At 64.6% G+C, this 20,885-nt stretch carries 18 protein-coding genes; 6 read left to right on the top strand and 12 right to left on the bottom strand.

The features are described from left to right. The first annotated feature begins 182 nt into the window (after positions 1-182). Complete coding sequence (locus FJ548_RS25500; RefSeq protein WP_140697847.1) at positions 183-1,559, top strand: MFS transporter; 1,377 nt, start codon at positions 183-185, stop codon at positions 1,557-1,559. 138 nt (positions 1,560-1,697) lie between these two features. On the opposite strand, the gene purH is transcribed toward FJ548_RS25500, so the two are convergent. The 4 genes from purH to htpX all read right to left on the bottom strand — a co-directional run bounded on the left by purH (position 1,698) and on the right by htpX (position 7,664). Then, on the bottom strand, positions 1,698-3,314 hold the full coding sequence (gene purH / locus FJ548_RS25505) for a bifunctional phosphoribosylaminoimidazolecarboxamide formyltransferase/IMP cyclohydrolase (protein ID WP_140779324.1): 1,617 nt from the start codon (positions 3,312-3,314) through the stop codon (positions 1,698-1,700). Positions 3,315-3,406: 92 nt separating this feature from the next. Further along, positions 3,407-5,131 carry a heparinase II/III family protein gene (locus FJ548_RS25510; protein ID WP_140779325.1) on the bottom strand — a complete coding sequence of 575 codons (1,725 nt, stop codon included), beginning with the start codon at positions 5,129-5,131 and terminating at the stop codon, positions 3,407-3,409. A gap of 134 nt (positions 5,132-5,265) precedes the next feature. Next, positions 5,266-6,690, bottom strand: a complete 1,425-nt coding sequence (locus FJ548_RS25515) for an RsmB/NOP family class I SAM-dependent RNA methyltransferase (RefSeq protein WP_140779326.1) — start codon at positions 6,688-6,690, stop codon at positions 5,266-5,268. After that, positions 6,648-7,664 (bottom strand): zinc metalloprotease HtpX, encoded by a 1,017-nt coding sequence (gene htpX, locus FJ548_RS25520; RefSeq protein WP_140697859.1) that lies wholly within the window; start codon positions 7,662-7,664, stop codon positions 6,648-6,650. The genes FJ548_RS25515 and htpX overlap by 43 nt, the downstream gene beginning before the upstream one ends. A gap of 105 nt (positions 7,665-7,769) precedes the next feature. Here htpX and FJ548_RS25525 point away from each other — a divergent pair, with 105 nt between their 5' ends. Then, entirely contained in the window at positions 7,770-7,994 is a 225-nt protein-coding gene (locus tag FJ548_RS25525) for a DUF1674 domain-containing protein (protein WP_140612188.1), read from the top strand. 8 nt (positions 7,995-8,002) lie between these two features. Here FJ548_RS25525 and FJ548_RS25530 read toward each other — a convergent pair whose 3' ends face one another. Then, a complete protein-coding gene (locus FJ548_RS25530; protein ID WP_140697862.1) occupies positions 8,003-8,668 on the bottom strand; it encodes an HAD-IA family hydrolase in 666 nt (221 codons plus the stop codon). A gap of 167 nt (positions 8,669-8,835) precedes the next feature. Between FJ548_RS25530 and FJ548_RS25535 the strand changes: the two genes are divergently transcribed. Together FJ548_RS25535 and FJ548_RS25540 are read left to right on the top strand one after the other, a co-directional pair. After that, positions 8,836-9,705 carry a transglutaminase family protein gene (locus tag FJ548_RS25535; protein WP_140779327.1) on the top strand — a complete coding sequence of 290 codons (870 nt, stop codon included), beginning with the start codon at positions 8,836-8,838 and terminating at the stop codon, positions 9,703-9,705. 583 nt (positions 9,706-10,288) lie between these two features. Then, on the top strand, positions 10,289-11,557 hold the full coding sequence (locus FJ548_RS25540; protein WP_140779328.1) for a cyclopropane-fatty-acyl-phospholipid synthase family protein: 1,269 nt from the start codon (positions 10,289-10,291) through the stop codon (positions 11,555-11,557). Between the two features lie 28 nt (positions 11,558-11,585). On the opposite strand, the gene FJ548_RS25545 is transcribed toward FJ548_RS25540, so the two are convergent. From FJ548_RS25545 to acs, 3 genes are all read right to left on the bottom strand, one after another. Continuing rightward, positions 11,586-12,404 (bottom strand): sugar phosphate isomerase/epimerase family protein, encoded by an 819-nt coding sequence (locus FJ548_RS25545; protein ID WP_140697871.1) that lies wholly within the window; start codon positions 12,402-12,404, stop codon positions 11,586-11,588. 150 nt (positions 12,405-12,554) lie between these two features. Then, complete coding sequence (locus tag FJ548_RS25550) at positions 12,555-13,295, bottom strand: MOSC domain-containing protein (protein WP_140779329.1); 741 nt, start codon at positions 13,293-13,295, stop codon at positions 12,555-12,557. Between the two features lie 8 nt (positions 13,296-13,303). Beyond that, positions 13,304-15,259, bottom strand: a complete 1,956-nt coding sequence (acs, locus tag FJ548_RS25555; RefSeq protein WP_140779330.1) for an acetate--CoA ligase — start codon at positions 15,257-15,259, stop codon at positions 13,304-13,306. 304 nt (positions 15,260-15,563) lie between these two features. On the opposite strand from acs, the gene FJ548_RS25560 reads away from it, so the two are divergent. Beyond that, positions 15,564-15,836 (top strand): usg protein, encoded by a 273-nt coding sequence (locus FJ548_RS25560; RefSeq protein ID WP_140697878.1) that lies wholly within the window; start codon positions 15,564-15,566, stop codon positions 15,834-15,836. 193 nt (positions 15,837-16,029) lie between these two features. Here FJ548_RS25560 and FJ548_RS25565 read toward each other — a convergent pair whose 3' ends face one another. Together FJ548_RS25565 and FJ548_RS25570 are read right to left on the bottom strand one after the other, a co-directional pair. Next, positions 16,030-17,064, bottom strand: coding sequence for an aldo/keto reductase (locus tag FJ548_RS25565; protein WP_140779331.1), 1,035 nt, complete (start codon positions 17,062-17,064; stop codon positions 16,030-16,032). A gap of 57 nt (positions 17,065-17,121) precedes the next feature. Next, a complete protein-coding gene (locus tag FJ548_RS25570; protein ID WP_140779332.1) occupies positions 17,122-18,300 on the bottom strand; it encodes an MFS transporter in 1,179 nt (392 codons plus the stop codon). Between the two features lie 125 nt (positions 18,301-18,425). On the opposite strand from FJ548_RS25570, the gene FJ548_RS25575 reads away from it, so the two are divergent. Next, positions 18,426-19,334 (top strand): LysR family transcriptional regulator, encoded by a 909-nt coding sequence (locus FJ548_RS25575; RefSeq protein ID WP_140779333.1) that lies wholly within the window; start codon positions 18,426-18,428, stop codon positions 19,332-19,334. Between the two features lie 48 nt (positions 19,335-19,382). On the opposite strand, the gene FJ548_RS25580 is transcribed toward FJ548_RS25575, so the two are convergent. Further along, positions 19,383-20,432 carry an aldo/keto reductase gene (locus tag FJ548_RS25580; protein WP_140779334.1) on the bottom strand — a complete coding sequence of 350 codons (1,050 nt, stop codon included), beginning with the start codon at positions 20,430-20,432 and terminating at the stop codon, positions 19,383-19,385. Positions 20,433-20,588: 156 nt separating this feature from the next. Then, the gene (locus tag FJ548_RS25585) at positions 20,589-20,843 is read right to left on the bottom strand and encodes a type II toxin-antitoxin system Phd/YefM family antitoxin (RefSeq protein ID WP_140779335.1); all 255 of its coding nucleotides are present in this window, start codon (positions 20,841-20,843) and stop codon (positions 20,589-20,591) included. Between the last annotated feature and the right edge of the window lie 42 nt (positions 20,844-20,885).

The following is a 20,885-nucleotide window of genomic DNA, read 5'->3' on the forward strand; positions in this document are numbered from 1 at the left end:
GCGGCGAACCCATCATGAGGGAGAAAACTGTTACCTATCTATCCGGTTCAAAGTGTTACCCATCTATCGGCTGGACATGGCAGGGCGATGAGGGGCAGCGCGACGCTTGTCATTTGCATGAGCATCGGAAACATGCAGACATGGCGCCCGACACGGGCCGAGCGGGTGCCAGGGGAGTCAGGATGGCGGTAGAGACAATGCAGCGGGCGTCCGGGCGCGGCATCTGGGGATGGATGTTCTTCGACTGGGCGGCGCAGCCGTTCTTCACGGTCGTCACCACCTTCATCTTCGGTCCCTATTTCGTCTCGCGCATGGCTGCCGACCCCAACACCGGCCAGGCGGTCTGGGGCTACGGCATCGCCGCGGCCGGGCTGGTGATCGCGGTTCTATCGCCCATTCTTGGTTCTATCGCCGACCAGACAGGGCCGCGTAAACCGTGGATCGCGTTCTTCGCCGCCGTCAAGATCACCAGCCTTAGCTTGCTCTGGTTCGCCGCGCCCGGCTCGAACCTGTTCCTGATCGTGGCACTGTTCTCGCTGGCGTCGGTCGCGGCGGAATTCTCCACCGTGTTCAATGATTCGATGATGCCGCGGCTGGTGCCGAAGAGCGAGATCGGCCGCATCTCCAACACGGCCTGGGGCCTCGGCTATCTGGGCGGCATGATCGCGCTGATCTTCGTGGTGACATGCCTGGCTGGTTCGCCCGAGACCGGCAAGACCATCATCGGCCTCACCCCGCTGTTCGGGCTCGATCCGCATCTGGGCGAAGATGCCCGCGCCACCGGGCCGCTGTCGGCCGGCTGGTATTTCCTGTTCATCCTGCCGATGTTCTTCTTCACGCCGGACGCCATCAAGGGCATCCCCATCGGGCCGGCGGTGCGCGAGGGCCTGTCGGAGCTGAAATCGACGCTGGCCGAGGTGCGCCGGCGCGGCGGCATCTTCCGTTTTCTCGTCGCACGGATGATCTATCAGGACGGCGTCAATGCGCTGCTGGCGCTCGGCGGCACGTTCGCTGCGGGCATGTTCCACTGGTCGATCACCGAGATCGGCATGTTCGGCATCATCCTCAATATCGTCGCCATTTTCGGCTGCTGGATCGCGGCGCGGCTGGACACCGCGCTCGGCTCCAAGGCGGTGGTGATGATCGCGCTGGTGATGCTGTCGGTCGCCACCATCGGTATCATCTCGACGGGGCCGGGCTTCACCCTGCTCGGCCTGATACCGCTCTCGACAACCGATTCAGGCGGCCTGTTCGGCACGGCGGCTGAAAAAGCCTATATCCTGTACGGCCTGTTGATCGGCCTGGCTTTCGGACCGGTGCAGGCGTCGTCGCGTTCCTACATGGCGCGCAGCGTCACGGCGGCGGAATCCGGCCGCTATTTCGGCATTTACGCGCTGGCCGGCCGGGCGACCAGTTTCCTGGCGCCGTTTCTGGTGGCGACCATCACCGCGCTCAGCGGTTCGGCGCGGCTCGGCATGGCGGTGATCATCCTGTTCCTCGGCATCGGAATGGCGATCCTGGTGAGGACGCCGTATCCGGCGGACCGGCCGGCGGGGTGAGTTTACCCTCCCCCTTGTGGGGAGGGTCGATCCGCGAAGCGGAGCGGGATGGGGGTCGGCGCTGCCCCACCCCGTCTCACGAGTTTTGCTTCGCAAAATCGTTCGCCGACCCTCCCCACAAGGGGAAGGGCAAGGCGCTCAATGCCTGAAATGCCGCACGCCCGTAAACACCATGGCGATGCCGTGTTCGTCGGCGGCGGCGATGACGTCATCATCGCGCATCGAGCCGCCGGGCTGGATGACGGCGGTGGCGCCGGCTTCGATCGCCGACAGCAAGCCGTCGGCGAAGGGAAAGAACGCGTCCGAAGCGACGACCGAGCCCCTGGTCAGCGGCTCCGAAAGACCAGCCGTTTCCGCCGCGTCGAGCGCCTTGCGGGCGGCGATGCGTGAAGAATCGACCCGGCTCATCTGGCCGGCGCCGATGCCGACGGTGGCGCCGTCCCTGGCATAGACAATGGCGTTCGACTTGACGTGCTTGGCGACGCGGAAGGCGAATTTGAGGTCGGCCATTTCGGCCGGGGTCGGCGCGCGCCTAGTCACCACCTTCAGCTCGAGGTCGTCGACCACGGCATTGTCGCGGCCCTGGACGAGCAGTCCGCCGGCTACGGATTTGACCATCGTGCCCGCCGTGCGCGGATCCGGCAGGCCGCCGGTGACCAGCAGGCGCAGGTTCTTCTTCGCCGCGACGATCGCCGCCGCCTCGTCGGTCGCATCGGGCGCTATGATCACCTCGGTGAAGGTTTTCACGATCTCCTCGGCGGCTTCGGCATCGAGGGTGCGATTCATGGCGACGATGCCGCCAAAGGCGGAGACCGGATCGCAGGCCAGCGCCTTGGCATAGGCTGCCCTCAGCGACGCGCTCTCCGCGACACCGCAGGGGTTGGCATGCTTGATGATCGCCACCGCGGCGGACCGTGCCGGGTCGAATTCGCCGGCCAGTTCGAAGGCCGCGTCGGTGTCGTTGATGTTGTTGTAGGAGAGCTGCTTGCCCTGCAGCTGGCGCGCCGTGGCGACGCCCGGCCGCTTGTCGCCATTGAGATAGAAGCCGGCGACCTGGTGCGGGTTCTCGCCGTAGCGCATCACCTCGGCCAGCCTGCCGCCGAAGGCGCGCCATGTCGGATGCTCGATGACCAGTGCCTCGGCGAACCAGCCGGAGATCGCCGCGTCATAGCTGGCGGTGCGGGCAAAGGCCTTGGCCGCCAGCTTCTTGCGGAAATCCAGCGACAGCGAGCCGATGTTCATCTCCAGCGCGTTCAGCACCGAGGCATAATCGCTGGGATCAGTGACGATAGCGACATAGGCGTGGTTCTTGGCCGAGGCGCGGATCATCGCCGGGCCGCCAATGTCGACGTTCTCGACGATCGCGGCATAGTCGGCACCCGAGCGGCGGACCTCCTCGAACGGATAGAGATTGGAGACGACGAGGTCGATCGGCTCGATGCCGTATTTGCGCATCGCCGCGGCATGTTCGGGATCGTCGCGCACGCCGAGCAGCGCGCCGTGCACGGAAGGATGCAGCGTCTTGACACGGCCGTCCATGATCTCGGGAAAGCCGGTGAGTTCGGAGACGTCGCGCACCGTCATGCCGGCCTCGGCGATCGCCTTGGCGGTGCCGCCGGTCGAGACCAGCTCGACACCGGCCGCCGCCAATGCCCTGGCGAAATCGATCAGGCCGGTCTTGTCGAAAACGGAGAGCAAAGCGCGCCGGACGGGAACGAGGTCCGGCGCGGGGATGTTCTTGGCGGCGATGGCCATGGGCGCGGCCTTTCACGGCTGGAGGGGCAAGCCCGCGCCGTAGCATATGACATCAGGAAATCAAGCGCCAAGCTCAGTGGCGGCCAGCCCGGTCAGTTGTTTTCGGCGTAGCCGGCGATGCGGGTGCGCGTCAGCTGCCAGTGGATCTCGGACACATCCGAGGCCTTGAAGGCGAGCACGATCTGCCGGCTTCGGCGCGGCCCGCCAAGGCCGGCGAAATAGATCGATTCCTCGACTTCGGGCACCACCTCGCTTGACGTGAACACCCAAGTGTCGGCCTGGTCGGCGGCCAGCACCAGGCGGTCGTGCTCGTCCTGCAGCAGGTTGATGTCGGGATGGACATGGAAGCGCACGGTGATGAAGTCACGGCCATTGTTGCGGATCGCGGCATTGCCGGGCCGCTGGAACCGATCCCTGCCAGACAGCACATCGCCGTTCGACGACAGCTTCAGCTCGCGCTCATGCAGGAAGCCGAAACGCTGGACATAGCCGTCATGGCGGGCGATGAAGCCATGAACGCCCTTCTGGTCGGTGCGCTTGCATTGCACAAGCTGCGGGCCGCCAATCAGCGGCGAACCGAGCAGGTCGTTCACCCGCAGCGAATGGCTGAAGCGAGCCGACGAGGTGTCGTTGATGGTGGCGGTGGAGTGCGCGGCGGTGGCGCGCGCCAAAGGCCGGAACTCGGCGGCGCCATAGGTATCGATGCCGGCATTGACGATGAAGTGCTGGCGGCCGGACGACAATTCGAAGGCAAGACAGCCGGCGTGTGCCGCGTTGGACACGTCGACCGGCGGCGGCAGGCCAGTGTCGGCAATGACGGTGGTGCCGCCCATCGACAGGCGCTCATAGCCCGAATGCGGTGCATGCAGCAGCGGCGCGCCGGCGGTGTCGTCGTGACGAAGGATGGTGGCGATGCGGTCGTGGATGGTGGCGCCCATGCCGTTGAAGCGGGCGAGGCTGCCATCCTGATGGCGGAAGAAGCGCAGCGCCGGCAGCATGCGGTCGATGGCACCGATCAGCGCCTGCGGCGGCGCTTCCGCCTGGTTGGCGTAGGTCTGGCGCAGCGGCAAGAGATCGGCGAGGATTTCCAGCACCGTCATCGGATTGCGTGAGATATGGCCGCCATCGGCGAGAATCTGACGGTTGAGTTCCTCGGCCAGGTTGCGGGTGGCGCCGCGCAGCGCCGAGGCCGGCGCCGGCAGCGAGAGTGCCGCGAAGGCCAATGCGATGCGGGCACGCAGCCGATCCTTGCCGTCGGGCATTTCGCGCGCCATCGACCTGAGATAGCGGATCTGCATGGCCAGCGATTTCAGGAAGGCGCGATAGAAGGGAAACTCGGCACCCTGCAGCACGACGGAAGAATGTTGCAGCCAGGCGATGATGCGCTTGGCCGCCGTCCCGGGCTCCCAGGCAACGCCGGCAATATGGCTGCCATGCATGGCGATCCAGTCGGAAACCAGGGCGCGGGCATTGGCGGCGGCAAGCTCGGTGCCGGCGGCCCGCATGTGGCGCAGCCAGCGAAAGCCATGCAAAGTCTTCTGCCAGCCGTGGTTGGGCACGTTGATCTGGAACGGCGACTTGCCGCTGGTCTCGACCAGATGCCCGGACAAGGGATAGCGGCCGTAATATATCTCGAGCGCGATCTGCGGGTCGGCGAGGCGCAGGTCCGGTGGCGCGATCAGAACACGTTCCGGCGTGCGGCCGGAATAGCGCCAGCGATAGACCGGCCCGGCGCGCAGGCGTCGACGCGTCTTGCGCCAGAACTCCTTCGCGACCAGCGTCCACAGACGCGTCGTGTTGCCGGCAGCAAGTGCCAAAAGCCCTCCTGGTCGTCCTCAACCCCAAGCACGAGTTTACATGATTGAACGAGACGTGCGAAGGCGAATTCCCGGGAACGGCTGCGGTTCACCCGGTTTTACCCAGGCTCTCCCTAAAAAGTCAGCAAAATGCATTAGCCGGCTCTACGCATGCGCGCGGCGAAGAAACCATCCAGGCCCGAGCGCTCCGGCGCGCCGAGGTCGAGATCGGCGGGCGTTGTGCGCAACGTGCCTTGCGCCGTCAGGAACGAATCGATGCCGGCGATCTCGCCCTGCCGCAGCGGATCGTCGACGACCGTCGGCGTCTCTCTGAGGAAAGCGCGATAGAGCTCCTCGCCTTCGAGCGGGTCGAGCGAACAGTTGGAAAAGACGATCCTGCCGCCCGGTTTCACCAAGGTGACGGCGCGGGCGAGCAGCCTGCGCTGCAGGTCGGCGAGCTTTTCGACGTCGGCCGTGGTCTTGGTCCAGGGCACGTCGGGATGCCGGCGTACCGTACCGGTCGAGGAGCATGGCGCGTCGAGCAGCACGGCGTCGAACAATTCCCTTGGCTCGTAGTTGAGCAGGTCAGCCTGGACAAGTTCCGCGGTGAGCCCGAGACGATCGAGATTCTGCGCCAGCCGCGCCAGCCGGTTCTTCGAGGTGTCGACAGCGGTGACCCTGGCGCCGGCCAGGATCAACTGCGCGGTCTTGCCGCCGGGCGCGGCGCAGAGGTCGGCGACGCTGAGGCCGGTGACATCACCGAACAGCCGCGCGGGCAGGCTGGCGGCGGCATCCTGAACCCACCATGCGCCTGCTTCAAAGCCGGGCAGTTCGGTGACGGATGCGCTGAGTTTTTCCACCCGCACCGTGCCGGTCGGCAGGACGATACCGCCGAGCTTTTCGGCCCAGGGTTCGGGCTCGGCCTTGACCGTGAAATCGACGGGCGCCTCGTAGCGGTGGGCCGCGAGGATCTGCCTGGCCTTGTCCACGCCATAGGCGGCCTTCAGACGGTCGGAAAACCATTTCGGTGCTTCGTCGGTGGCGGCGAGAGCGGCCGGCAATTCGGTTTCCTTGGCGCGCGCCAGGGTACGCAGAACGCCATTCACCAGGCCGGAAAAGCGCTGTGTGCGCGGATCGGACTTGGCGTGCGTCACCGCGAGGTCGACGGCTGCGCTGTCGGGAATATCGAGGAACAGGATCTGCGCCGCCGCCACATGCAGTATGTGCGATAGCACCGTTGCGTTTGGCGGCAGCGGCTTCTCCAGGCGGCGCGCCAGCAGTCCTGATATGGTCATGCGATAGCGCAGCGCCGTGACAAGGATAGCGCGCACCAGGCCCCGGTCACGCAAATCGAGCGCCTTGTATTGCGGGTGGCCGTTCTCGTGATCGGTCAGCCCGTCAAGCGGCGTCCTGGCGTCGATGACGGCGGCAAGCAGCCGCGCCGCCGCCTTGCGCGCGGCGAGGCCGGCAACGAATTCGCCGCCGGCATTGTGTTCCTGATCGCCTGAAACGGTGCGTCGAGGTCTGCCGGCCACGCTCACGACCACCGGCCCTTGGGCCCGGTCGGATTGCGACCCCATGGATTGGATTTCCCCGGGCTTGGCTCCGTAGCCGGTTCTGGCGTGGCCCGCTTGCCCCACGGTCCGGCTTGCTGCTGCTCGTCGGCCTGCGCCGGCGCCTGGCGCTCTGTGGCCTGGGATGCGCCGTCGCCCATTTCGCGCGCCATGGCCTGCAAGGCGGCGATGCGGTTCTCGGTGCTCGGGTGGGTGGAGAACAGACTGTCCATGCGCTCGCCATGCAGGGGGTTGATGATGAAGAGATGCGCCATCGCCGGGTTGCGCTCGGCATCGGAGTTGGGAATGCGCTCGGCCCCGCGGGCGATCTTGTCAAGCGCGGAGGCCAGCCACAGCGGGTGTCCACAGATTTCGGCGCCGCGCCGGTCGGCTTCGTATTCGCGGGTGCGGCTCACCGCCATCTGCACGATCATGGCCGCGAAGGGCGCCACGATCATCGCCGCCAGGACGCCGACAAAGCCGAAAGGATTGTTGTTGTCGCGATTGCCGCCGAGGAAGAAGGCGAAATTGCCCAGCATCGAGATGGCGCCTGCAAACGTCGCTACGATGGTCATGGTCAGCGTGTCGCGATGCTGGACATGGGCGAGTTCGTGCGCCATCACGGCGGCGATCTCTTCGTGGGTCAGCCGCTCCAGCAGGCCGGTGGAGGCCGCGACCGCCGCGTTCTGCGGGTTGCGGCCGGTGGCAAACGCATTCGGCTGCGGGCTATCGATCAGATAGGTCCTGGGCATCGGCAGGCCGGCCTGCTTGGCCAGGGCCTGGACAATGGCGTAATATTCCGGCGCGTTCTTCTCGTCGACCTCGACGGCATGGTTCATCGACAGCACCATCTTGTCGGCATTCCAATAGCTGAACAGATTGGTGCCGGCGGCGATCAGCAAAGCGATCATCATGCCGCCCGAACCGCCGATCAGGAAGCCGACTCCCATGAACAGGGCCGTCATGGCGGCCAGAAGCATCGCGGTGCGCAAAGTGTTCATCGTCTGCTCCTGTCTGGCTGGTGATGAAAGGGGGTCGATAGTCCTAGGCTCATCGCTATATGATGGGAAACGCCTGCCCCTGTTTCAATCCGCTTGGAAATATCCATGAACGACGAGACCAGTAAAACGCCGGCCGCCGGCTCGGATGACGGCGCGCTGCCAAAGGAGTTGACGCCCGCCGCCCGCCGCGCGCTGGCCGAAGCCGAGGCGCGGCGTCAGGATTATCGCAAGAAGGAAGCCGCCATGCCGAAGGAGATCGGCGGCCGCGGCGGCAAGGAACCTGGCCGCTACGGCGACTGGGAGGTCAAGGGCCTGACCAGCGACTTCTAGAAACCGGCCTAGGCGGCGCTGCGCTGCGCCTCAAGTGCGATCCAGCCGCGTTCGTCGATGGTGATGCCGATCGTGTCGTAGCCTGCGATCGACGCGTGCCGCGTTGCCATGGGATGCCGGTGCGTGGCGTTGATCACCATGACCGCGGCATCCGCAGCCTCGGCCGCCGCGATGCCGGCCGGAGCATCCTCGAACACAAGGCAGTCGCGCGCATCGACGCCGAGCCGTTCGGCACCCAGCAGGAAGCAGTCCGGCGCCGGCTTGCCACGCGAAACATTTTCCGCGGCGACGAGGATGGCGGGAACCGGAATGCCGGCGGCCTTCATCCGCAGCAGCGCCAGTTCGCGTGGCGCGGAGGTCACGATCGCCCAGCTTTCGCGCGGTAGCAAATTGAGGAACGCCACTGCGCCGGCGATCGGGACAATGCCGTCCAGATCGGCGGCCTCGGCCTTCAGCAGCAGATCCGCCTCATGCGCCGGATCAATGCCTGGGAGGGCAAGGCCGGTGATGGTCTCGATCGCCCGCACGCCATGGATCGTCGGCAGGAAGGCGGTGACGTCGAGGCCCTGTCGGCGCGCCCAATCGCTCCACACCCGCTCCGCCGACGCAATGGAATTGATGAGTGTGCCGTCCATGTCGAAGAGGAAGGCGGCGAATTTTCTGCCAGCAAACATGATTTTCCTTGAAATCCGGGGGGCGTCGAGGGGAGGGCGCAACCGTAACGTCCAGGCGCGGACATGGAAAGGCGCACAGGCATATTTCGCGGCAATGCGGGGAACCACCGCCACCGTCCGACGTTGCAATCCCACATCCCCACCATGCGACCCAAGGGACGACGCCCATGCTGATCCGCCTCGGCTACGAGATCGCCATTGAATGCGCCGAGGCCACTCCCGTGATTTCATTGCTCGAGATCCACAAGGACAGGCAGGCCGACATCAAGCGGCAAACGCGCGTGCTGACCTCGCCCTCGGTGCCGACCAGGCTCTACCAGGATTTGCACGGCAATAACTGCCGCCGCTTCACCGCGCCTGCCGGTACTTTTCGCATCCTCTATGACGCCGTGATCGAGGACAACGGCGAGACGGACGAGGTCAACACGCTGGCCAGGGAAATGCCGGTGGCCGAATTGCCCGACGAGGTGCTCGGTTATCTCCTCGGCAGCCGCTACTGCGAGACCGATCATTTGAGCGATCTCGCCTGGCAACGGTTTGGCCATCTTCCACCCGGCTGGGCGCGGGTGCAGGCGATCGTCGACTATGTCCACAACCGTCTGTCGTTCGGCTATGGCTACGCGCGGTCGACCCGCACGGCGGCGCAGGCGCATGAGGAACGGGTCGGGGTGTGCCGCGACTTCGCCCATTTGGCTATCACGCTCTGCCGCTGCATGAATATTCCGGCGCGCTATGTGAACGGCTATCTCGGCGATATCGGCGTGCCAGCCGATCCGGCGCCGATGGACTTCTCGGCCTGGATGGAAGTGTTCCTCGACGGCAAGTGGTACACGTTCGATCCGCGCCACAATCGGCCCAGGATCGGCCGCGTCGTCATCGCGCGCGGGCGCGACGCCACGGACGTGCCTCTGCTGCACAGCTTCGGCCCGCACCGGCTGACCCTGTTCAAGGTCTGGACCTATGAACAGGAAGGCAGGCTGTTCAATCCGCCCAATCACCGCATCGACAGGACGGTCAGCGCGCAGATGCTGGCCTAAGGGGCGTCGATATTCAGGTGATGCCGGCCTGCAAACGGCAGCTTCCTGCGCCTCCGGTGCTCACGTACTTTAAGTACGCTCCGCTCCGGCGCGCTGACCAGATAGGACCAGGCGCGTCATCGAGACAAATGCCGGCGACAGGGCCCTTGCCATGCGAGTGTGCCGAACCGGGCAGCTTGTAACAGGCCCCAAAAGGAAAAGGCCGCCGCTTCGTGCGAAGCCGACGGCCTTCCGTGTTTCCGTCCGTGGCGCGGCCTGTGGCGGCAACCCATTCGGGTCACCCGCCGCGCATCTCGCGCCTTAACGGGAAGACTGCTTCCCGAAAGTGCAATCCGCTGAGGCCACGTTCTGGAAAACGAAATCACTCGACATCGGATCACCTCCTTTCGATTTGTTGAACACGCCCTAATGATGGGGTGCGTCGCAGCAAATGGCAAGGTGCCGCAACGGAATGGCCGAACCCCGCCCGGGAAATCGTCTGGCGCGATGTTTTTGCGCAACAGATAGGGATTGCAGTCCGCGGACCGATTGGACGACAGTGCAATTCGGGATCAGGGCGATATTCGATGCATGGGAGCTGGAGATGGACGCTGCCGACAGAGCCGCACGGATCGTGCGAAGTGTCGTCGAGACGCTGAAGCCTGGTTTCGCGGTCAGGCTGTGGACCGGTGAGCGGATCGGCCCGGCGACGGGGCCCGTGCTTGCCATCAACGACCAGGATATTGTCTGGCAGATGGTCCGGCGCCCCAGCTTTTCGACGCTGGTGGAGATGTGGATATCCAAGGCGGTCGACGTCGAGGATGGCTCGCTGTTCGACTTCTACGCCCTGCCTTCGCAAGGCAAGTTGAAGACAAAGCTCAGATCACTGCCGAAGCTGGCGATTCTGCGGGACCTGCCGGCCGTGCTGTTTTCGCGAAAGCAGATGACGGCGCGGACCGATTTGTCCGGTCGCAACCCTTATGTCAGCGGGTCGAACAAGGAGGCGATACAGCATCATTACGATATATCGAATGCTTTCTACCGGCTCTTCCTCGACGAGCGCATGGTCTACAGCTGCGGCTACTTCACGGATTTTGCCAACAGCATAGACCAGGCGCAGATCGACAAGCTCGATCATATCTGCCGCAAGCTCCGGCTGAAGCCGGGCGAAAGCCTGCTCGACATCGGTTGCGGCTGGGGGGCGATGCTGATCCACGCCGCAAAGCATTACGGCGTCATCGGCCATGGCGTGTCGCTGTCCGAAGAGCAGACGAAGCTGGCGCGCGAGCGCATCCGCGCCGAGGGGCTTGAGGACCGCATCACCATCGAGATCAAATCCTATGCCGAGCTCTCCGGCACTTTCGACAAGATATCGTCGATCGGCATGTTCGAGCATCTGGGCCTCGCCAACCATGCCGCCTATTTCTCGACCGTCCACCGCTTGTTGAAGCCGGGCGGTATCTACCTGCACCACGCCATCACGCGGCGCAGCAAGGGCAACCTGAAGAAGACCTTGCGCAAAGGGCCGGAATACAAGGCGCTGATCAAGTACATCTTCCCGGGCGGCGAGCTCGACACGATTGGCATGACGCTCGGCAATCTCGAAGCGCATAGCTTCCTCGTCTACGACGTCGAGAATCTGCGTGAGCACTACGCCCGCACCTGCAGGCTATGGGCCGAGCGCCTGCATGCGCGGTTCGATGAGGCCATTGCCGAGGTGGGGGAGGCCAGGGCAAGGCTTTGGCTGCTCTATCTCACCGGATGCTCCATCACCTTCGAGCGTGCCTCGGCGCAGATTTTCCAGACCGTCGCCACCAAGCGTGTACGCGGGCCGAGCGGCCTGCCGCCGACGCGGGCGGATCTTTATCGGTAACGGCGCCGCCTGGGCGCCCGCCGCCCTCTCACTCGGCGATGCCGAGCGAAGCGATATAGGCCGCCGACGCCGGGATCTTGGCCTTGTCCTTGATCTCGATGATGAGACGCGGATTGCTTTCGAGTTTCGCGAGCGCGGCGAACACCGAACGCCACTGGATCGTGCCCTCACCGAGGCTCCAGTGACGATCGGCGTAGCCGTCGGCGTCCTGCAGATGGACATGCTGCAGGCGGTTGCCGGCGGCGTGCACATAGTAGTCGACCGGCGGCGCACCTGTCGAACCATGGGCATAATAGGCGTGGCCGGTGTCGATCGACACGGCGACGGCAGGGGACTTGTAGCTTTCGGCCAAAGCAACCCGGATATGCGGATCCCTGTCCTCGATGTTCTCGAGAACCATGGTGCAGCCGATCTCTTCGGCCCGCCTGACGGCTTCGCTCAGCGTCAGGTGGCAATATTCGACGATCTTCTCGCGCTCGCCGGGATTGTTGTCGAGATTGTTGTAGGACCATGTCGTGTAGGGGCTGTGGACGACCATCTGCGTCGCGCCGATTTGGGCGCAGACATCAAGACCTTGCATCAGACGTTTGCTGACCACGGCGCGAATATCGGGATCCTGCGAGGCGATGACGAAGCCCCAGAAAGGCCCGTGAATCCCGAGCCGTCCCTGGTGGCCGTCGAGGAGCTTTTTGGCGCGGGCGGCGAGCGGTGCCCAGTCGCCGTTGAGAACATCGGCGTTGGTGAAGCTCTGCAATTCCAGGTCGCGCTGCTTTTCGAGAAGCCAGGCGCGATGGATTTCGAGGTCGTCCAGGGTCATGGCGGCGCCAAGGATGGGCAGGGAAGTCATCGGTACTCCGATCGGTGGGATTTGAAATTGGCGAAAGCGACAAGGTGGGGTCGCGCCGGGCCCTGTATGGCGCCGTTTTCTGTCACGCGTATTACAGGCTGCGCGACGAGATTTTCGACGGCGCAACGCCTGCGGAGACCATGCCGCCAGCTAGACGAACCGCATCGTCGCGCCGATCTCGACGCTGGCCGGCTGGTCGACCGTGCAGTAGACGCCCAGATTGTGGGCGTTGTGGCGGACCAGGTTGCGCAGGATGCCGGGATCGTTGTCGAAGCCATCCTGGGCAATGATGGTGAAGCCGCAACGGCGGCAGGGCTCGGAGATGGTCAAGAGCAGATCGCCGATCGCAAGCTTGCGGCCGATCCACTCCGTCTCCGGAAATGAGCCTTCGACCGCCGCCATGTCGACGACGATGTTGGGGCGGAAGCGGCGCGCATCTGGTGTTCCTTCCGGATGCAGCGCCTTCAGGCGCGCCAGCGAAGCCGTGGTCAAAAGATGGATGGGCGCCTTGTTGTAGCGCGCTTGCGTGAGCGGACCGGCGTAGGCGGGCGGCGCGTTCTGCGGGCCGAATGGCCGGATCGAGGCCGCGAAGCCGAGATAGGCCGAAACGGCAGCATCGCTTTCCGTGCCCGGTGCCGCCAGCCAGTCGCCGCCGGGAATCGCGATCTCGAGCTTGCGGTCACCCGTCAGCCGGGTGCGGATGCGCGGCACCTTGTGCCATTTCGCCTCGCGATCGGGCCGGGCGATCTCATTGTCGGCGGCGTCGACCAGACCGAACATGCGGTCGCCGTCGATGCTGTCGGTGCCGACCGCGATCGCTTGCAGGCGTTCGCCGGCGAGCGAACTCGCCGGATAGCGCCAGAGTTCGGCAACCCTGCCGATCGCGGCCATGGCTCGTCTCAGCCTTTCCTGTTCTGCCGGTTGGCGACGAGATCGTCGACGACGGCCGGATCGGCGAGCGTCGAGGTGTCGCCAAGGGCGGCAAAATCGTCCTCGGCGATCTTGCGCAGGATGCGGCGCATGATCTTGCCCGAGCGTGTCTTGGGCAAGCCCGGCGCGAACTGGATCTTGTCGGGCGAGGCGATGGCGCCGATCTCCTTGCGGACATGGGCGATGAGATCCTTGCGCAACTCTTCGGTAGGCTCAATGCCCTTCATCAAGGTGACGTAGCTGTAGATGCCCTGGCCCTTGATGTCGTGCGGGTAGCCGACGACGGCGGCCTCCGAGACCTTCTCATGGCTGACCAGCGCCGATTCGACCTCGGCGGTGCCCATGCGGTGACCGGAGACGTTGATGACGTCGTCGACGCGGCCGGTGATCCAGTAATAGCCGTCGGCGTCGCGGCGACAGCCGTCACCGGTGAAGTATTTTCCCTTGTAGGTGGAAAAATAGGTCTGCACGAAGCGGTCGTGGTCGCCGTAGACGGTGCGCATCTGGCCGGGCCAGGAATCGGTGATGCAGAGGTTGCCGTCGGCGGCTCCTTCCAGCACCTTGCCTTCGCCGTCGACCAGCTGCGGCTTGACGCCGAAGAAGGGCCGGGTCGCCGAGCCTGCCTTGAGGTCGGTGGCGCCGGGCAGCGGCGTGATCAGGATGCCGCCGGTCTCGGTCTGCCACCATGTATCGACGATCGGCACCTTGCCGTTGCCGACGACGTTGAAATACCACTCCCAGGCTTCCGGATTGATCGGCTCGCCGACCGAGCCAAGCACGCGCAGCGACTTGCGCGAGGTCTTCTTCACCGGGTCGTCGCCGGCGCCCATCAGCGCGCGCAATGCCGTCGGCGCGGTGTAGAAGATGTTGACCTTGTGCTTGTCGATGACTTCCCAGAAGCGCGACTGCGACGGATAGTTGGGCACGCCCTCGAACATCAGCGTGGTGGCGCCGTTGGCGAGCGGTCCATAGACGATGTAGCTGTGGCCGGTGACCCAACCGACATCGGCGGTGCACCAGTAGACATCGCCGTCATGGTAGTCGAAGACATATTGGTGCGTCATCGAGGCATAGACGAGATAGCCGGCGGTGGTGTGCAGCACGCCCTTCGGCTTGCCGGTCGAGCCGGAGGTGTAGAGGATGAACAGCGGATCCTCCGCCTTCATCTTTTCCGGCTTGCAGTCGGGCTTAACCGTCGCGATCTCGTCGTGATACCAGCGGTCGCGGCCCGGCGCCCAGCCGATCTTGCCGCCGGTGCGGCGCACGACGATTACGTTCTTCACCGTCACGTCGTGCTTGGCAGCGATGTCGATCGCCTTGTCGGTGTTCTCCTTCAACGGGATCGGCTTGCCGCCGCGCAGGCCCTCGTCGGCGGTGATGACGAAGGTCGATTCGCAGTCGACGATGCGGCCGGCCAGCGCGTCCGGCGAAAAGCCGCCGAAGACGATCGAATGGATGGCGCCCAGCCGGGTGCAGGCCAGCATCGCATAGGCCGCTTCCGGGATCATCGGCATGTAGATGGTGACGCGGTCGCCCTTCTTGACGCCGTGCTTCTTCATCACGTTGGCGAGCCGGCACACATGCTCGTAAAGCTCGTTGTAGGTGATCTTCTTGTCGTCGTAAGGGTTGTCGCCTTCCCAGATGATGGCGGTCTGATTGCCGCGCTTCTTCAGGTGGCGGTCGATGCAATTGTAGGAGACGTTGATCAACCCGTCCTCGAACCACTTGATCGAGACCTTGCCGTCGAAGGAGGTGTTCTTGACCTTGGTGAAGGGCTTGAACCAATCGATGCGCTTGCCGTGCTTGCCCCAGAACTTGTCCGGGTTCTTGACGCTGTCGGCATACCATTTGAGGTAGGTGTCGTTGTCGATCAGCGCGTTCTTCTTCCACGCCGGCTGCACGCGATGGATCTTTGCCTCGGACATGTCTTCGCTTTCCTCCCGAAACCAAACCGCTGGCTTGGCGGCCAGCGGGATCGCGGCGAAGCGGCCGCGAATTCGCGCGCATTATTAACAGTTCCGCGAAGACGGCAACATTAGACGTTGGATTCGCGTGGCGCGATGCCGCAGCGGCTGCGCAAAACGCTGTCAGCACTCCCGGAGCATCGCTGCTAAGCACATGCTTTCGTGGAGGAAAAGGCCGTCATGGTCTACGAAAATCAATAGACAGTTAAGCAACCACGCGCACAATTCAGCGTTGGGAGGAAGGAGAATCAACCTGAGGACCGCAATGCGCGACCATGGCGAAATGGACCTGATGCTCAAGGGCTACGGCCTGACCACGGCCAAGATTCTCTATCACTTCCCCGACCATCCGCATCTGTTGCAGAGCTTCATCTGGCAGGACTACGATATCGCTCCGCAGTTTCCGGTACTGATCAAGTTCATCGAGTTCTGGAGAGCGAGGCTCGACGGGCCGCTGCATTCGGTGGTCTACACGCACCAGAAGCTGATCGCGCCGAACGAATGGCGCAAGCTGGATGGTGAGTTCGTGCTGCATTGAGCGGCGGCACAGCTGATCTCCCCCCTTGCGGGGGAGATGCCCGGCAGGGCAAAGGGGGGTGCTGTCCCGCCAACATGCCATGAAGCCGCCCGCAGTTGGCGGTTCTGGTCATCGTCGCGTTTCTTCACACCCCCCTCTGGCCTGCCGGCCATCTCCCCCGCAAGGGTGGAGATTGGCAGTTCCGGCGCCGGCTTCACACCGTCGGCGGATTGAGCCGGGCAAATCCTTCCTGACGCCGGTAAGGGAAATACGGATAGGGTGCGGTGACCTCACTTGCCGCATCAAGCTTCTTCATCTGCTCCGGCGTCAGCGTCCAGCCGATGGCACCGAGGTTCTGGCGCAATTGCTCCTCGTTGCGGGCGCCGATGATGACGGATGACACGGTCGGGCGCTGCAGCAGCCAGTTGATGGCGATCTGCGGCACGGTCTTGCCGGTCTCCGCGGCAACGGCATCGAGCGCGTCGACCACTTTATACAGATGTTCATCCTCGACAGGCGGGCCGAAGCTCGCCGTATCGTGCAGCCGGCTCTTTTCCGGCAGAGGTTGGCCACGGCGGATCTTGCCTGTCAGGCGGCCCCAGCCGAGCGGGCTCCACACCAGTGCGCCGACGCCCTGGTCGAGGCCGAGCGGCATCAGTTCCCATTCATAGTCGCGGCCAAGCAGCGAATAATAGACCTGATGCGCGACGTAGCGCGGGTAGCCGTGCCTGTCGGCGAGCCCAACCGACTTCATCACTTGCCAGCCGGAGAAATTGGAGACGCCGACATAGCGCAGTTTGCCGGCGCGCACGAGGTCGTCGAGCGTCGACAGCACCTCCTCGATCGGCGTGCCTGCATCGAAAGCGTGCAGTTGCAACAGGTCGATGTAGTCGGTGGCGAGGCGCCTCAGCGCGGCGTCGACCGATCTGACCAGCCGCGAGCGCGAGGAGCCATAATCGGCCGGGCCGTCGCCCATCGGCAGCGAGGTCTTGGTCGAGATCAGCACCGCATCACGGCGGCCCTTGATGGCTTCGCCGAGCACTTGCTCCGACGCGCCGTTCGAATAGACGTCGGCGCTGTCGAACAGGTTGACGCCGGCGTCCAAGCAGATGTCGATAAGCCGCCGCGCTTCCCTGGCATCGCTGTTGCCCCAGGCGCCGAACAATGGCCCGGAGCCGCCAAAGGTTCCCGCGCCGAACGAAAGCGCGGGGACCTTCAGGCCCGATGCGCCAAGACGTCGATAGTCCATTTTCCTGCTCCTGGTGTTTTGTGAAAGGGTCGAAAGCGATTCGGGTGTCGGCGAGCGTCACGACCGGACTGTGGCCGGTGCGCCAAGCGTGGCGCGATCAAGACGTAGTGCCAATGCGGCCACGGCGAGGGCGCCAAGCGGCAGTAGCGCGGCCACCCAGGTGAGGGCACCGAGGCCAAGGCCGTGGGCGATGACCGCGCCGCCCAGCCAGGCGCCCAAGGCATTGCCGAGATTGAAGGCTGCGATGTTGAAGGAGGAGGCGAGGCTCTGGCCGGCGCCTTGCGCCTTCTCCAGCACCCACATTTGCAGCGGCGCCACGGTGGCGAAGGCGGCCGCACCGAGCAGGCCGACATAGATCACGGCCATGACCTGGCTGTGAATGGCGAAGCTCATTGTCGCCAGCACCAGCGCCAGCACCACAAGGCTGCCCAGCACGGCCGGCACCAGCAAACGGTCGGCGACTTTGCCGCCGACGAGATTTCCGGCGATGAGGCCGCCGCCGAAGACGAGCAGGATCGGCGACACCGCCGCTTCCTTGAAGCCGCTGATCTGCGTCAACAGCGGTGCGATGTAGGTGAAGACGGCGAAGACACCGGCATAGCCGAGCACCGTGGTGGCGAGGCCGAGCAGCACGGGCGTGCGCCGCAGCACGGCGAGGTCGGCACGAAGCTCGCTCTTTTCAGGTGCCTCCTGGCTGCGCGGCACCAGAGCCAAGATGACGGCGAAGGCGGCGAGGCCGACCGCGGTTACCGCCCAGAAGGTCGCACGCCAGCCAAAGGCCTGGCCGAGCCAGGTGCCGACGGGCACGCCGAGAATATTGGCGATGGTCAGGCCGGTGAACATCAGCGCGATCGCCGAGGCCTTCTTGTTGGGCGCGACGAGGCTGGTGGCGACCACCGAGCCGACGCCGAAGAAGGTGCCATGGGCAAAGGCGGTGATGATACGGGCGCCCATCAGCGTCCAGTAATCGGGCGCCAGCGCGCAGGCGAGATTGCCAAGCGTGAAGATGGCCATTAGCGCCAGGAGCACCGTCTTGCGGGGCCAGTTGCCGGTGGCGATGGTCAGCAAGGGCGCGCCGATGACGACGCCCAGCGCGTAGCCCGAAATGAGCTGGCCGGCGGCCGAGATCGAGACGCCAAGGTCTTTGCTGACGTCGATAAGCAGGCCCATGATGACGAATTCCGTGACGCCGATGCCGAAGGCACCGGCGGCGAGGGCGTAAAGAGCAAGAGGCATGGTGGTTTCCACTTCCAAGACGACGAGCGCCCTGTCCAATCCGCGCCCCTACCGGGAAGATCGTATCGGCCCGCACTGTGAACCAGACTTGCCCAAGACATGTTTTCTGTGAAATAGATTCACAGATGGCGAGACCCGACATCAACCGCTCCGGCGAGATCGAAGTGTTTGTGCGCGTCGTCGAGGCCGGCAGCTTCTCGGCGGCCGCCCGCGCATTGCGCATGACGCCATCGGCGGTCAGCAAGCTGATCGCGCGGCTGGAGGCCCGGCTAGGGGCCAGGCTGATCAGCCGCTCGACGCGCAAGCTGCTGCTGACGCCGGAAGGAGCGGCATTCCACGAGAGCGGGCAGCGCATCCTGGCCGACATGGCGGCGGCCGAGCGGGAGGCGGCGGCCGGTGCCGCGCCGCGCGGGCGGCTCCGCGTCAACACCTACGTGCCCTTCGGGGTGCACCGGCTGGTCCCGCTGCTGCCGCGCTTCCTTGAACGCTACCCCGAAATCTCGATCGATCTGGTGCTGACCGATAGCGTCATCGACCTGATGGCGGAGCGCGCCGACGTCGCCATCCGGGCCGGCCCGCTCGGCGAATCACGGCTGGTGGCGCGCAAGCTTGGGCAGAGCCCGGGGGTCGTCGTTGCGGCCCCATCCTATCTCGATGCGCACGGTACGCCGCTGACTCCAATCGATCTCGACAGCCACAATCGCATGGGCTTCGGCTTCGTCAGGCATATCGATGGCTGGCCATTCCTCGACGCCGCCGGCAACGCAGTCATGATCCCGATCACCGGCAACACGCTGGTCAGCGATGGCGAGGCGATGCGGCTGATGACGCTGGCCGGGGCGGGGATCTCTAGGCTGGCACGCTGGCATGTGGCGGCCGATATCGCCGCCGGCCGGGTGGTGCCGCTGCTGGAGGATTTCAATCCCGGAGACCAGGAGGCCACCCACGCCGTCTATGTCGGCCAGGGCCGGCACCTGCCGGCACGGGTGCGGGCTTTTCTCGATTTTCTCGGGGAGAGCGTCAGGTTGACCTGAAGCGATCTCGGAAGCCGATCGGCTCCCGAGACGTCTGCCCCAACTGCTTCATGCTTTCGGCGTGAACGGCGCCGGATGGCGGCCGACGCCTTGGCGCTCGAGCATCCAGCCGGGATATTCGGCGGGCAGCGCGCTGACTTCGTCAAGACGGGCGAGATCGTCGGCGTCAAGCTTCACCTCGGTCGCCGCAAGGTTTTGTTCGAGCTGGTCCATGCGGCTGGCGCCGATGATGACGCTCATCACGAAGGGCTTGGCCAGGACATAACCGAGCGCCACCGTGGCGACGCTGACGTCGTGCTTTTTGGCGATCTCGCGCATGACGGCGACCGCCGCCCAGGCGCGGTCCTCATTGACCGGCGGGAAATTGAACGAGGCGCGACGGCCCTCGCCATTGCCGGGCGCGCCGGGACCGTATTTGCCGGAGAGCAGGCCACCGGCCAACGGCGACCATACCATCAGACCGAGCTTCTCCTCATTGATGAGCGGTACGATCTCGCGCTCGAGATCGCGGCCGGCGATCGAGTAGTAGGACTGGATGGTCTCGAAGCGGGCAAAGCCCTTGCGGTCGGCGATGCCCAGCGCCTTGGCGATGCGCCACGCTGCCCAGTTGGAGACGCCGACATAGCGGACCTTGCCGCTGGAGACGAGATCGTCCAGTGCCCGCAGCGTCTCGTCGATCGGCGTCACCGCGTCGGTGCCATGCAATTGATAGAGATCGATATGGTCGAGCTGCAGCCGTTCGAGGCTGGCGTCGACCGAGTCCATGATGTGGCCGCGCGAGGAGCCGCGCTGGTTCGGGCCGTCGCCCATGGGGCCATGCACCTTGGTGGCGATGACCACGTTCTGCCTGGCGACGCCGAGATCGCGGAGGGACTGGCCGAGCAATTTTTCGGACTCGCCGAAGGAATAGACGTCGGCCGTGTCGAAGAAGTTGACGCCGGCGGCGAGCGAGCGGCCGACGATCTCGTTGACGCCCTTTTGGTCGAGACTGGCGATCAGGCCCCATTGGGCGTTGTGGCCGGCGGCGCCGAAGGTCATGGTGCCGAGGCACAATTCGGAGACGAATAGCCCGGTATTTCCAAGCTGGTTGTAGCGCATGGTGAAGGCTCCAGAGGAATCGAGGTGACGGAAAGCAAATAGGAACGGCACGTTTCGTTTCCAGTCTTGGTGTAATGGACCTCTCTGACTGGCCTAACGGGCTCAGATGCGTCGTCTGCCGTCTCGCTTTGTGCTACGCAGTTGCCCGGCAGAGCGTCAGATCTCTATATCCCGAACGGGATCCTTGGGGCGGCGATTGACCTCTTCGGCAAAGTCGTCGTCCCAGACGGGCCCAGAAAGAAGATGCTCAGTAAGCGAACGCCTCTTGCCCACCAGTCTCTCGTAATCCTCGACTGAGAGTACGACGACGGCAGGCCTACCCTGCAAAGAGATGGTTTGCGGTCCCTTTTTCCGCGCCAGTCCGATCAGTTTTGAAAGATTGTCCCGTGCGTCTTGGAGCTGCCAGCTCATAGGAACAACTCCTAACCAGCGTAGTCGGTCAGCGAGAATACC

The sequence above is a fragment of the Mesorhizobium sp. B2-4-17 genome (assembly GCF_006441275.1).
Classification (GTDB): Bacteria; Pseudomonadota; Alphaproteobacteria; order Rhizobiales; family Rhizobiaceae; genus Mesorhizobium.

What these genes read in the sequence shown, in the direction of transcription:
- FJ548_RS25500 (WP_140697847.1), top strand. Translation starts at nt 183, where the DNA reads ATGGCGGTAGAGACAATGCAGCGGGCGTCCGGGCGCGGCATCTGGGGA.
- purH (WP_140779324.1), bottom strand. Translation starts at nt 3,314, where the DNA reads ATGGCCATCGCCGCCAAGAACATCCCCGCGCCGGACCTCGTTCCCGTC.
- FJ548_RS25515 (WP_140779326.1), bottom strand. Translation starts at nt 6,690, where the DNA reads ATGGGGTCGCAATCCGACCGGGCCCAAGGGCCGGTGGTCGTGAGCGTG.
- htpX (WP_140697859.1), bottom strand. Translation starts at nt 7,664, where the DNA reads ATGAACACTTTGCGCACCGCGATGCTTCTGGCCGCCATGACGGCCCTG.
- FJ548_RS25525 (WP_140612188.1), top strand. Translation starts at nt 7,770, where the DNA reads ATGAACGACGAGACCAGTAAAACGCCGGCCGCCGGCTCGGATGACGGC.
- FJ548_RS25530 (WP_140697862.1), bottom strand. Translation starts at nt 8,668, where the DNA reads ATGTTTGCTGGCAGAAAATTCGCCGCCTTCCTCTTCGACATGGACGGC.
- FJ548_RS25535 (WP_140779327.1), top strand. Translation starts at nt 8,836, where the DNA reads ATGCTGATCCGCCTCGGCTACGAGATCGCCATTGAATGCGCCGAGGCC.
- FJ548_RS25540 (WP_140779328.1), top strand. Translation starts at nt 10,289, where the DNA reads ATGGACGCTGCCGACAGAGCCGCACGGATCGTGCGAAGTGTCGTCGAG.
- FJ548_RS25545 (WP_140697871.1), bottom strand. Translation starts at nt 12,404, where the DNA reads ATGACTTCCCTGCCCATCCTTGGCGCCGCCATGACCCTGGACGACCTC.
- FJ548_RS25550 (WP_140779329.1), bottom strand. Translation starts at nt 13,295, where the DNA reads ATGGCCGCGATCGGCAGGGTTGCCGAACTCTGGCGCTATCCGGCGAGT.
- acs (WP_140779330.1), bottom strand. Translation starts at nt 15,259, where the DNA reads ATGTCCGAGGCAAAGATCCATCGCGTGCAGCCGGCGTGGAAGAAGAAC.
- FJ548_RS25560 (WP_140697878.1), top strand. Translation starts at nt 15,564, where the DNA reads ATGCGCGACCATGGCGAAATGGACCTGATGCTCAAGGGCTACGGCCTG.
- FJ548_RS25565 (WP_140779331.1), bottom strand. Translation starts at nt 17,064, where the DNA reads ATGGACTATCGACGTCTTGGCGCATCGGGCCTGAAGGTCCCCGCGCTT.
- FJ548_RS25570 (WP_140779332.1), bottom strand. Translation starts at nt 18,300, where the DNA reads ATGCCTCTTGCTCTTTACGCCCTCGCCGCCGGTGCCTTCGGCATCGGC.
- FJ548_RS25575 (WP_140779333.1), top strand. Translation starts at nt 18,426, where the DNA reads ATGGCGAGACCCGACATCAACCGCTCCGGCGAGATCGAAGTGTTTGTG.
- FJ548_RS25580 (WP_140779334.1), bottom strand. Translation starts at nt 20,432, where the DNA reads ATGCGCTACAACCAGCTTGGAAATACCGGGCTATTCGTCTCCGAATTG.
- FJ548_RS25585 (WP_140779335.1), bottom strand. Translation starts at nt 20,843, where the DNA reads ATGAGCTGGCAGCTCCAAGACGCACGGGACAATCTTTCAAAACTGATC.